Annotated in this window: 6 protein-coding genes; 5 read left to right on the forward strand and 1 reads right to left on the reverse strand. The window is 73.0% G+C overall.

Going from position 1 to position 12,316, the window contains the following annotated elements; genetic code table 11:
- Positions 1-900: 900 nt before the first annotated feature.
- From ACIO92_RS16020 to ACIO92_RS16040, 5 genes are all read left to right on the forward strand, one after another.
- Positions 901-2,886 carry an alpha-1,4-glucan--maltose-1-phosphate maltosyltransferase gene (locus tag ACIO92_RS16020; RefSeq protein ID WP_366442249.1) on the forward strand — a complete coding sequence of 662 codons (1,986 nt, stop codon included), beginning with the start codon at positions 901-903 and terminating at the stop codon, positions 2,884-2,886.
- On the forward strand, positions 2,883-4,577 hold the full coding sequence (treS, locus tag ACIO92_RS16025; RefSeq protein ID WP_402281752.1) for a maltose alpha-D-glucosyltransferase: 1,695 nt from the start codon (positions 2,883-2,885) through the stop codon (positions 4,575-4,577). The genes ACIO92_RS16020 and treS overlap by 4 nt, the downstream gene beginning before the upstream one ends.
- A 240-nt stretch (positions 4,578-4,817) precedes the next feature.
- Positions 4,818-6,167: a maltokinase N-terminal cap-like domain-containing protein gene (locus tag ACIO92_RS16030; protein ID WP_366442251.1), complete on the forward strand. Its 1,350-nt coding sequence runs from the start codon at positions 4,818-4,820 to the stop codon at positions 6,165-6,167.
- A gap of 277 nt (positions 6,168-6,444) precedes the next feature.
- Positions 6,445-8,706 (forward strand): 1,4-alpha-glucan branching enzyme, encoded by a 2,262-nt coding sequence (glgB, locus tag ACIO92_RS16035; protein WP_402281749.1) that lies wholly within the window; start codon positions 6,445-6,447, stop codon positions 8,704-8,706.
- Between the two features lie 339 nt (positions 8,707-9,045).
- A complete protein-coding gene (locus ACIO92_RS16040; protein ID WP_401237030.1) occupies positions 9,046-9,951 on the forward strand; it encodes a ScbA/BarX family gamma-butyrolactone biosynthesis protein in 906 nt (301 codons plus the stop codon).
- On the opposite strand, the gene ACIO92_RS16045 is transcribed toward ACIO92_RS16040, so the two are convergent.
- On the reverse strand, positions 9,926-12,169 hold the full coding sequence (locus ACIO92_RS16045; protein ID WP_366442254.1) for a UvrD-helicase domain-containing protein: 2,244 nt from the start codon (positions 12,167-12,169) through the stop codon (positions 9,926-9,928). The two genes, ACIO92_RS16040 and ACIO92_RS16045, sit on opposite strands and share 26 nt — an antisense overlap.
- Positions 12,170-12,316: the final 147 nt, after the last annotated feature.

A 12,316-nucleotide genomic window follows, 5' to 3' on the forward strand; every position in this document is an offset into this window, starting at 1 on the left:
CGGGGTCCGGTCCGGCCGCCCTGCCGGGGGGCGGCGGCGGGGGTGGCCGGGATCCGCCGCCGTACGGCGAGCGGCGCCGGTCCCCCGCCGTCGGCGGCGGACGACGACGGGGTGTCGGCGCGGGCCCGGGACTCGGACCCGCGCCCGTGGAGGAGCGGGGCCTGTCGGCCTGGCGGGTGTGGTCGTCGGGACGCGGACGGGCCGGACGGGCCGGACGCGTCGCCGCGCCGGTGAGGACGGGGCCCGGTGAGCGCGGGGCCCGGTGAGGACGGGGCCGCCTCCCCTGCCGGGACCCTGCGGACGGCTCGCGCGGGGCTCGCGCGCGGGGCTCCCGCGCAGGTCTCCTCGGCACGGCCCGTCTCCACCCGGCCGTCTCCACCCGGCCGTCCCCACCCGTCCGCCCCTGTCCGTCCGGCCGCCCGCCCGCCCGGCCCCGCCCGTCCGGCCGTTCGGACCGGCCGTATACGCCCGGCTCGCGGGGACGGCGGGTGGGGACGGCTCGCGGGGACGGCTCGTCCGCCCGTCGTCCGGGGGTGACTTCCCCGCCCGGCTCACGGGGACGACGTCTCCGTCCGGCCCTCCCGCCCCTCCTTCGGGGGCGGCTCCTTCCCCCTCGCGGGAGGGGCGGATTCTTTGTCCGGGTCGCGCCCTTGTCGTCCCGGCTACGTACCCGTAGTTAACAAAGCTCCCGGATTGCCCTTGCGCGTTCCGGGGGAAGGCTCCTCTGCGAACCCCTCATCCCTCTCCCCGTGATCTCCGTTCATCCCTCTGAACAAGCCGTCCGAGTGAACGCGGACGGGAGCGGCCATGCCCTCGACCCGGCGGCCGTATACGGAGCTAGAAAGAGCGCACCACCACCCGCACCCCCGTAAACCGTCAGGTGATGCTGTGAATCCGCTCATGGGACGCATTCCCGTACTGGACGTACGCCCCCTGGTCGACTGTGGCCGACGACCCGCGAAGGCGGTGGCCGGAGAGACCTTCGAGGTGACGGCGACCGTCTTCCGCGAGGGCCACGACGCGGTCGCCGCCAATGTCGTGCTGCGCGGCCCCTCGGGCCGCCCCGGCCCCTGGACGCCGATGCGCGAGCTGGCCGAGGGCACCGACCGGTGGGGGGCTGAGGTCACCCCGGACGCCGAGGGCCTCTGGACGTACACGGTCGAGGCCTGGAGCGATCCGGTGGCGACCTGGCGGCACACGGCGGGGATCAAGATCCCGGCCGGGATCGACTCCGAGCTGGTCCTCGCCGAGGGCGCCGAGCTGCACGAGCGGGCCGCGAAGGGCGTCCCGAAGAAGGGCGGCGGACGGGAGGCGGTGCTGGCGGCGGCGGACGCGCTGCGGGACCCGTCCCGGCCCGCGGCGGCCCGGCTCGCGGCGGCCCTCGCCCCCCGGGTGACCGAGGTCCTCGACCGGCATCCGCTGCGCGAACTGCTGTCCTGCTCACCGGCGTTGCCGATCCGGGTCGAGCGCGAGCGGGCGCTGTTCGGTTCCTGGTACGAGTTCTTCCCGCGCTCGGAGGGGGTGCGCGAGGTCCGGGGCCGTACGGTGCCGGGGAACTTCCGCACGGCGGCGGAGCGGCTTCCGGCGGTGGCCGCGATGGGCTTCGACGTGGTGTACCTGCCGCCGGTGCACCCGATCGGCGAGACCCACCGCAAGGGCCCGAACAACTCCCTCTCGGCGGCGCCGCACGACGTGGGGGTGCCGTGGGCGATCGGTTCGCCGGAGGGCGGGCACGACGCCCTCCACCCGGACCTGGGGACCTTCGAGGACTTCGACGCCTTCGTGGCGCGGGCGCGGGAGCTGCGGCTGGAGATCGCGCTGGACTTCGCGCTCCAGTGCTCGCCGGACCACCCGTGGGTGGAGAAGCATCCGGAGTGGTTCCACCACCGGCCGGACGGTTCGATCGCGTACGCGGAGAACCCGCCGAAGAAGTACCAGGACATCTATCCGATCGCGTTCGACAGGGACATGGACGGGATCGTCGCGGAGACCGTGCGGGTGCTGCGGTTCTGGATGGACCGGGGCATCCGGATCTTCCGGGTGGACAATCCGCACACGAAGCCGGTGGTGTTCTGGGAGCGGGTCATCGGCGAGGTGAACGGGGCCGATCCGGACGTGATCTTCCTGGCGGAGGCGTTCACCCGGCCCGCGATGATGAGGGCGCTCGGCGCGATCGGCTTCCAGCAGTCGTACACCTACTTCACCTGGCGCGACACCAAGGAGGAGCTGACGGAGTACCTGACGGAGCTGTCCGGGGAGACGGCGGCGCTGATGCGGCCGAACTTCTTCGTGAACACCCCGGACATCCTGCCGGCCGGTCTCCGGGGGGCCGGGCGGCCCGCGTTCGAGGCACGGGCGGTGCTCGCGGCGACGCTCTCGCCCTCGTGGGGCATGTACGCCGGGTACGAGCTGTGCGAGAACACCGCGCTGCGGGACGGCAGCGAGGAGTACCTGGACTCGGAGAAGTACCAACTGAGGCCACGCGACTGGGAGTCGGCGGAGCGGGCGGGGGCGACGATCACCCCGCTCATCACGGCTCTCAACCGGATCAGACGTCGGCACCCGGCGCTGCGCAGGCTGCGGAACCTGTCGTTCCATGACACGGACAACCCGCGGGTGATCGCGTACAGCAAGCGTTCGGGTTCAAACATCGTTCTGGTGGTCGTCAACCTCGACCCTCACCACACCCAGGAGGCGACGCTCTCGTTGGACATGCCGGTGCTCGGCCTCGACTGGCACGAGACCGTGCCGGTGCGCGACGAGCTCACCGGCGAGACCTATCACTGGGGCAGGGCCAGCTACGTGCGCCTGCAACCGGGCGTCACGCCCGCGCACGTCCTCGTCCTGCGACCGTCCCCGCAGACCGGAGGGTCACCCACATCATGACTGTCAACGAGCCCGTCCCCGACACCTTCGAGGACACCCCCGCCAAGGACCGCGATCCCGACTGGTTCAAGCGGGCCGTCTTCTACGAGGTCCTCGTCCGTTCCTTCCAGGACAGCAACGGGGACGGTGTCGGAGATCTGAAGGGCATCACGTCCCGGCTGGACTATCTCCAGTGGCTGGGCGTGGACTGCCTCTGGCTGCCGCCGTTCTTCAGGTCCCCTTTGCGGGACGGCGGTTACGACGTCGCCGACCACACCTCGGTGCTGCCCGAGTTCGGCGACCTGGCGGACTTCGTGGAGTTCGTCGACGCGGCGCACCAGCGCGGGATGCGCGTGGTCATCGACTTCGTCATGAACCACACGAGCGACCAGCACGAGTGGTTCCAGGAGTCGCGGAGCGAGCCGGACGGCCCGTACGGCGACTACTACGTCTGGGCGGACGACGACAAGCGGTATCCGGACGCCCGGATCATCTTCGTCGACACCGAGACGTCCAACTGGACCTTCGACCCGGTCCGCAAGCAGTACTACTGGCACCGGTTCTTCTCGCACCAGCCCGACCTCAACTACGAGAACCCGGCGGTGCAGGAGGAGATCCTGTCGGCGCTCAAGTTCTGGCTGGACCTCGGGATCGACGGCTTCCGGCTGGACGCGGTGCCGTACCTGTACCAGCAGGAGGGCACCAACTGCGAGAACCTCCCCGCCACCCACGCCTTCCTCAAGCGGGTGCGCAAGGAGATCGACGACCACTACCCGGACACGGTGCTGCTCGCCGAGGCCAACCAGTGGCCGGAGGACGTCGTCGACTACTTCGGCGACTTCCGCTCGGGCGGCGACGAGTGCCACATGGCCTTCCACTTCCCGGTCATGCCGAGGATCTTCATGGCCGTGCGGCGCGAGTCGCGCCATCCGGTCTCCGAGATCCTGGCGAAGACCCCGGAGATCCCCTCCGGCTGCCAGTGGGGCATCTTCCTGCGGAACCACGACGAGCTGACCCTCGAAATGGTCACCGACGAAGAGCGCGACTACATGTACGCCGAGTACGCCAAGGACCCGAGGATGCGGGCCAACATCGGCATCCGGCGGCGGCTCGCCCCGCTCCTCGACAACGACCGCAAGCAGATGGAGCTGTTCACCGCGCTGCTCTTCTCGCTGCCGGGCTCGCCGGTGCTCTACTACGGCGACGAGATCGGCATGGGCGACAACATCTGGCTGGGCGACCGGGACGGGGTGCGGACCCCGATGCAGTGGACCCCCGACCGGAACGCGGGCTTCTCCTCCTGCGACCCCGGGCGCCTCTACCTTCCGGCCATCATGGACCCGGTCCACGGCTACCAGGTGACCAATGTGGAGGCGGGCACGGCGTCGCCGTCCTCGCTGCTCCACTGGACGAAGCGGATGATCGAGGTCCGCAAGCAGAACCGGGCCTTCGGCACCGGCGCGTACACCGAACTCCCGGCGTCCAACCCCGCGGTGCTGGCCTTCCTCCGCGAGGAGGGCGACGACCTCGTCCTCTGCGTGAACAACTTCTCGCGCTCCGCCCAGCCCACCGAGCTGGACCTGAGCCACTTCGACGGCGCCCTGCCGGTGGAGCTGATCGGCGGGGTGACGTTCCCGGCCATCGGCCGCCTGCCGTACCTGCTGACCCTTGCGGGGCACGGCTTCTACTGGTTCCGTCTCAAGAGGGGCTGACCGCCCGTCTGTTCGGATTCCTCCGGGTGGGGCGGTTTCCCCCGTCCCACTCCGGGCACTGTGAGACACACGATCCGGGTCCATCCGGGTCTACCCGGGCCTTCCCGCCGGACCCGTACGGATCTTCCCCTTCCGACACGTCCCGCACATCCGGACAGCCCCAGCCGCCATCCGGGACAATCTGCGCATTTGAACCCATATGACAGTCATCTGTGCGCCCCGGGGAAAGGACGCGATGCCATGCCGGAGACCGCATCCACCACCCGGGCCCCGGACGCCCTCCTCCCCTCCCTCACCCCCCTGCTCCATGAATGGCTGCCCCGGCAGCGCTGGTTCGCGGGCAAGGGCCGCCGGGTCACCGGATTCGACCTGGAAGCGGCCACCGAACTGCTGCCCCTGGACGGCTCGGGCCCCGGGCTCCTCCATCTGCTCCTCCGGGTCGAGCAGCCGGGCCGCCCCGCCGGATCGCCCGCCGACTGCTACCAACTCCTCCTGGGCGTAAGGCCCCAGCTGCCGCCCCGGCTCGCCCCCGCCCTGATCGGACGGCTCCGGCAGGGCCCGCTCGCCGGACGCGCGGTCTACGAGGGGCTGCGCGACCCGCGCCTCGCCGGACTCCTCTACGAGCGGCTGCGCACCCCGGGCCGGACCGGCCCCCTGCGGTTCCACGCCACCACCGCGCTGCCGCCCGCGCCCGCCCCCCGGATGCTCGACGCCGAGCAGTCCAACTCCTCCCTGGTGTACGGGGACGCGTACATCCTGAAGATCTTCCGCCGGGTCAGCCCGGGGGCCAACCCCGACCTGGAGCTCCCGCTCGCCCTCGCCGGGGCGGGCTGCGCCCGGGTCCCGGCGCCGGTCGCCTGGTTCGAGACCGGGGCCGCGACCCTCGGAGTCCTCCAGCCCTATCTGCGCGACTCCCGCGACGGCTGGCGGCTCGCCCTCGACTCGCTCGCCGACGGCCGCGCGTTCACCGCCGAGGCGCGGGCCCTGGGCCGGACCACCGCCGAGGTCCACCTCGCCCTCGCGGACGCGCTGCCCACCCGGCGGCTCCAGCGCGCCGAGACCGAGCAACTGGCCGCCGCGATGGACCGCAGACTGCACACGGCGGCGCAGGCGGTCCCGGCGCTCCTGCCGTACGTACCGGCCCTGCGGGCGGTCTTCGCCGCGGCGGCCGACGGCACCGGCGGCGGCACGGTCCAGCGCGTCCACGGGGACCTGCACCTGGGCCAGACCCTGCGGGGCTCCGACGGCGGCTGGGCCGTCATCGACTTCGAGGGCGAGCCCGCGAAGCCGCTGGACGAGCGGCGCAGCCCGCAGCCCGCTGTCCGCGACGTCGCCGGGATGCTCCGCTCCTTCGACTACGCGGCCCGCACCCACCGGCCCTGGCGGGCGGACTGGGCGACCCGCTGCCGGGCGGCCTTCTGCACCGGCTACGCGGAGGCCTCGGGCGTCGACCCGCGCGCCGACCCCGCGCTGCTGCGCGCCTACGAGACGGACAAGGCGGTGTACGAGGTGGTGTACGAGGCCCGGCACCGCCCGGACTGGCTGCCGGTCCCGATGTCCGCGATCGAGCGCCTCGCGGCCCCCCGGTGACCTGCGCGGACCCGGCCCGGAGCCGCACCCCGTTCGACGCGGCACCGGCCCGGCGGGCCGCCCCGTTCGGAGCAGCGTCCGGGGCCGCCGGACGGCTCCCGCCTGCGGGAACCACGCCCGCCCCCGTTCGGCGGAGTGTCCCGCGCACGCCGTACGCCGTTGCCGGTCCGTACCCCGAGCCCCATGGGCATCCCCTGCCCCACTCGTCCCTTCGGCCCCTCTCCTCCCCTCCATCGCACCCGTCTCATCTCCACCCCGTATCCCAGGAGGCATCCCGGTGACCGCCCGCCCCGCAGGCAAGACGGCCCGCAGCACCACGTCCCCCGCCGCTCCCCCGGCGCCCCGGCCCGCGCCGCCGCTCGACCCGGGCGACCGGGCGCGGCTGCTCGCGGGTGAGCACCACGACCCGCACGGCGTGCTGGGCGCCCACCAGGTCCGGGGCGGGGTGGTGGTCCGGGTGCTCCGCCCGTGGGCGAAGGAGGTGACCGTCCTCACCAAGGGCAGGCGGGTCCCGCTCGCGGACGAGGGCGACGGGCTCTTCTCGGGGGTGCTGCCGCTGCTGCGCAAGGTGCCCGCGTACGAGCTGCGGGTGCGGTACGACGGGCCGGAGGAACTGGTCGCGGACGATCCGTACCGCTTCCTGCCCTCGCTGGGCGAGCTCGACCTGCATCTGATCGGGGAGGGGCGGCACGAGGAGCTGTGGACGGCGCTGGGCTCCCGGGTGATGGCCCACGGCGGGGTGACCGGGACCCGGTTCGCGGTGTGGGCGCCGAACGCGCGGGGGGTGCGCGTCACGGGTGACTTCACGCACTGGGACGGCACGGCCCTGCCGATGCGCTCGCTGGGCTCGACGGGGGTGTGGGAGCTGTTCGTGCCGGGGGTCGGCGAGGGCGCGCTCTACAAGTACGACATCACCCGGCCGGACGGGACGCACACGGTACGGGCGGACCCGATGGCCCGCCGCACCGAGTGTCCTCCGAACACGGCGTCGATCGTCACCGCGTCCCACTACGTCTGGGAGGACGCGGAGTGGATGGCGCGGCGCGGGGCGCGCCCGCACCACGAGGCGCCGCTGTCGGTGTACGAGGTGCACCTGCCGTCCTGGCGGCCGGGGCTCGACTACCGGCAGCTCGCGGAGCAACTGCCCGCGTACGTGCGGGACCTGGGCTTCACCCATGTGGAGCTGATGCCGGTGACCGAGCATCCGTTCGGCGGTTCGTGGGGCTACCAGGTCACCGGGTTCTACGCGCCGACGGCCCGCATGGGCACCCCGGACGACTTCAGGTTCCTGGTGGACGCGCTGCACCGGGCGGGCATCGGGGTCCTGATGGACTGGGTCCCGGCGCACTTCCCGAAGGACGACTGGGCCCTCGCGGAGTTCGACGGGCGTCCGCTGTACGAGCACCCGGACCCGCGCCGCTCGCACCATCCGGACTGGGGGACCCTGGAGTTCGACTACGGGCGCAAGGAGGTGCGGAACTTCCTGGTGGCCAACGCGGTGTACTGGTGCCAGGAGTTCCACATCGACGGGCTGCGGGTGGACGCGGTGGCGTCGATGCTCTACCTGGACTACTCGCGGGAGTACGGCGAGTGGCTGCCGAACGAGCACGGCGGGCGGGAGAACCCGGACGCGGTGGCGTTCCTCCAGGAGATGAACGCGACCGTGTACCGGCGCTGCCCGGGGATCGTGACGTTCGCGGAGGAGTCCACCGCCTGGGACGGGGTGACCCGGGCGACGGACCAGGTGGGTCCCGGCGGCTTCGGCGGTCTGGGCTTCGGCATGAAGTGGAACATGGGGTGGATGCACGACTCGCTGGAGTACGTGCGGAAGGAGCCGGTGCACCGGAAGTACCACCACCACGAGATGACCTTCTCGATGGTGTACGCGTACAGCGAGAACTACATCCTGCCGATCTCGCACGACGAGGTGGTGCACGGCAAGCGGTCCCTGGTGTCGAAGATGCCGGGCGACTGGTGGCAGCAGCGCGCCGACCTCCGCGCCTACCTGGGCTTCATGTGGGCCCACCCCGGCAAGCAACTGCTGTACATGGGGCAGGAGTTCGCGCAGGGCGCGGAGTGGTCGGCGGACCACGGCCCCGACTGGTGGCTGCTCGATCCGGCGTACGGGGCGGAGCCCGACCACCGGGGGGTGCGGGACCTGGTCCGGGACCTGAACACGGTGTACGCGGCGACCCCGGCGCTCTGGGAGCGGGACACCGTCCCGGAGGGGTTCCGGTGGGTGGTGGGGGACGCGGCGGAGGACAACGTCTTCGCGTTCCTGCGCTTCGACGGCTCCGGGCTGCCGCTGCTCGCGGTGTCGAACTTCTCGCCGGTGGTGCGGCACGGGTACCGGCTCGGGGTGCCGGAGTCCGTGGTCGCCTGGTCGGAGGTGCTGAACACGGACGACGCCCGGTACGGCGGGAGCGACGTGGTGGGGCGGGACCCGCTGAAGGCGGAGTCCGTGCCGCACCACGGGTGGACCACCAGCATCCGGACGACGCTGCCGCCGCTCGCGACGGTGTGGCTGCGGCCGGCCTGAGAAGGACGGGGCCCGGCGCCGGGCGGGCCGGAGGGGGGTCTGGCGGAGGGGGGTCTGGCGGAAGGGGGTCTGGCGGAAGGGAGTCTGGCGGAGGGGAGTCTGGCGGAGGGGGGTCTGGCGGAGGGGGCCGGGTGGGCCCGTCTCCGGCCCGGCCCTCCGGCCCGATCTCCGGCCCGATCTCCGGCTCGGTCTCCGGCTCGGTCTCCGGCTCGGTCCCGCCCGGACAACGACGTCCGAACGTCCGGTGGTCGAGGTTCGGCCAGTTGATCGTTCATCCGTTCGGACACCAAGGTCTCCGTTCGGCTATCTTCACTCATCGGATCTTGTCGACGGATCCAGATGAGCGGGGACACCATGCGGAAGACCGTGGAGCGGCCCCTGTCGCCGCAGCTCTGCCACCGGGTGCGCCACGAGGACACCTTCCCCGTCGAGTGGCGCCCGCTCGCCGGGGAGGCGCGCTTCGCGGTCCGGGCCCTGTGGCCCGACGACCACCCGTTCTTCACCCCGCTGGACCGGGGCGGCCGACGGTGTCACGACCCGCTGCTCGTCGCCGAGACCCTGCGGCAGGCCACGATGGCCCTGCTGCACGCCGCCCACGGGATGCCGCTGTCCCGCCACATCCTGCTCAGCGAACTGTCCCTCACCTGCGACCCGGCGGGCCTCGCCGTCACCGGCGGGGCCGCCGACATGGAGATCAGGTTCGCCGAGCTCCTCCGGCGCGGCGGCGAACTGGCCGTGATGCGGGCGGAGTGGACCGTACGGCGCACGGCCCGGCTGGTGGCGACCGGCACCGCCCACGCCCGGTTCGCCGGGCCCGCCGCCTACCGCAGACTGCGCGGCGGGCGCGTCGAACCCGGCGTGGCGCGCCCCGGCCCGGAGAGCCGCCGGGCACCGGCCGCCCGTACCGGCCGGACCAGGACGGAGGACGTGCTCCTGGCGCCCCGGGACCGGGACGGGACGTGGCCGCTCGTCGTCGACACCGGCCACCCCACCCTCTTCCAGCGGCCCAACGACCACATACCGGGGATGGTCGTCCTGGAAGCCGCCCGGCAGGCCGCCGCCGCCACCGTCTGGCCCCGCCCCTTCCTGCCCGCCGCGCTGCGGATCGTCTTCCACCGGTACGCCGAGTTCCAGGGCGGCCCCTGTCTGCTCGGGGCGGAGCCCGGCAGGACACCGGGGACGGTCCGGGTCACCGGCCACCAGGACGGGGAGCCGGTGTTCAGCTGTGCGCTGAGCGACGGATGACCCCGAGCCGCTGGGTCGCCCGGGTCAGCGCCACGTACAGGTCGTTGACGCCGTGCGCGGCGCCCGCGACGATCCCCTCCGGATCCACCACCAGGACCGTGTCGAACTCCAGGCCCTTCGCCTGCCGGGGGTCGAGCAGGACGACCGGCCGGGTGAGGTCGGGGGCCGGACCGTGCGCCGCGTCCGGTACCGCGGCGGCCAGCGCGGGGAGCAGCTCCGGCGGTGCGACGACCGCGATCCGGCCCTCGCCGCGCCGCTCGGCCGCCACCGCGGCGGCGGTCTCCGCGACCGGGTCGGCGGCCGTGCGGTCCCAGGGCCCGACGCCGGTCGACCGTACCGAGCGGGGCGGTTCGAAGCCGGGGTCGTCGGCCCGCCGCGCCTCGGCGGCGACCGCCATGATCTCGGCGGGGGTGCGGTAGTTGACCCCGAGGCGCACCAGTTCCCAGCGGTCCTCCACGTAGGGGGCGAGGATGCCCTCCCAGCTCCCGACGCCCGCCGGGTCGCCGGTCTGGGCGGGGTCGCCGACCAGGGTCATGGAGCGGCTGGGGCTGCGGCGCATCAGCAGGCGCCAGGCCATCGCGGAGAGCTCCTGGGCCTCGTCGACGATGATGTGGCCGAAGGCCCAGGTCCGGTCGGCCGCGGCGCGTTCGGCGGCGGTGCGGTGGTCGGCCTCCTCGTGCCGCTCCGCGAACCGCTCGGCGTCGATGACGTCGTGCGCGGAGAGCACCTCGGAGGCGTCCTTGTCCTGTTCCTCCTTGTCCTCGAACTCATAGGTCCGGGAGGCGTAGGAGACGTCGAGGACGCCCTGCGCGTACTGGATCCGCTTCTGCCGTTCGGCCTCCTCGGCGGCGCGGGCGGCCGAGTCGTCCTCGCCGAGGAGTTCGGCCGCCTCGTCGAGCAGCGGCACGTCGGCGGGGGTCCAGGGGCCGCCGTCGCGCCGGATCGCCCCGGCGTCCGCCGCGGGCAGATGGGTGGGGTCGGCCAGGTAGCCGGTGAGGAACTCCTCCGGGGTGAGCGCGGGCCACAGCTCCTCGATCGCCGCGTGGACCTCGGGGTTGGCGGCGATGCCCTTGGCGAGCAGCGCGATGTCGTCGGGGCCGAGGAAGTTGGGACCGCCGTAGGGGTCGGCGCCGATGCGGTCGGCGAGCTGCCGGGCGAGCGCGTCCAGGACGCGGAAGACGAAGTAGGGGCGGGCCAGATTGTGCGGGAGGGCCGTCTCGCGGGCCTTGTGGCGGGCCTCCAGAGCCATGTCCCAGTCGATGACGAGGTCGCCGTCCTCGTGCGGCACGACGAGGGGCGCCCCGCGCCCGGGGACCCGCTGGTGGTCGCGTACGGCCCGGTCGAGCGCCCCGGCCATGGCGGCGGAGCCCTTCACGGCGGCGGCGCGGGGGGTGTCGGCGCCGGTGGCGCGGACGCCGGGGAAGAGTTCGGCGGGGGTGGCGAGGAGGACGCCGGTCTCGCCGAGGGAGGGCAGCACGTTGCCGATGTAGCCGAGGAAGGCGGGGTTGGGCCCGACGATGAGGACGGCCCGGCGGGCGAGCTGCTCCCGGTGGGCGTAGAGGAGGTACGCGGCCCGGTGCAGCGCCACGGCGGTCTTGCCGGTGCCGGGGCCGCCCTCGACGACGAGGACGCCCCGGTGCGGGGAGCGGATGATGGCGTCCTGTTCGGCCTGGATGGTCTGCACGATGTCGTGCATCCGTCCGGTGCGGGCCGCGTCGAGGGCGGCGAGCAGCACCTCGTCGGCGTCCCGGCTCTCGTGCCCGGTGCGGGTGGCGTCGGCGAGGTCGAGGACCTCGTCGTGGAGGGTGGTGACGGTACGGCCCCGGGTGCCGATGTGGCGGCGGCGGGACAGGCCCATCGGTTCGTACCCGGTGGCGAGGTAGAAGGGGCGGGCGGCCTCGGCGCGCCAGTCGACCACGAGCGGGGTGCGCTCGGGGTCGTCCTCGCGGATGCCGAGGCGGCCGATGTGGTGGTCACGGCCGTCCCGGAAGACGAGACGGCCGAAGCAGAGCCCGCTCTCGCCCGCGTCGAACGCGGCGAGGAGCCCCGACTGCTCGGCGACGAGCACGTCCCGTTCCAACCGGCCCTGGCTGCTCCCCGACCCGGGGGTGCGCAGGGCGCGAGCGACGGCGGCCCCGGCCTCGTCCCGCAGGACGTCGAGCCGCGTGTAGAGATCGGTGATGAATTGCTGCTCTTTCCGAAATTCCTCGGTTGACAATTCGACTCCCGGCGCGATACGGTGTGTTTATTGAACTTCTCCGTGTTTTCGGTGTGTCCGGACACGGAATCCATTAATATACGCGAAAAAATACCCCGACCGCCATTCCGGTCGGGGTATTTCCGTAGGTACCGCGAAAAGCACACA

The organism is Streptomyces sp. NPDC087215 (assembly GCF_044744885.1).
Classification (GTDB): Bacteria; Actinomycetota; Actinomycetes; order Streptomycetales; family Streptomycetaceae; genus Streptomyces.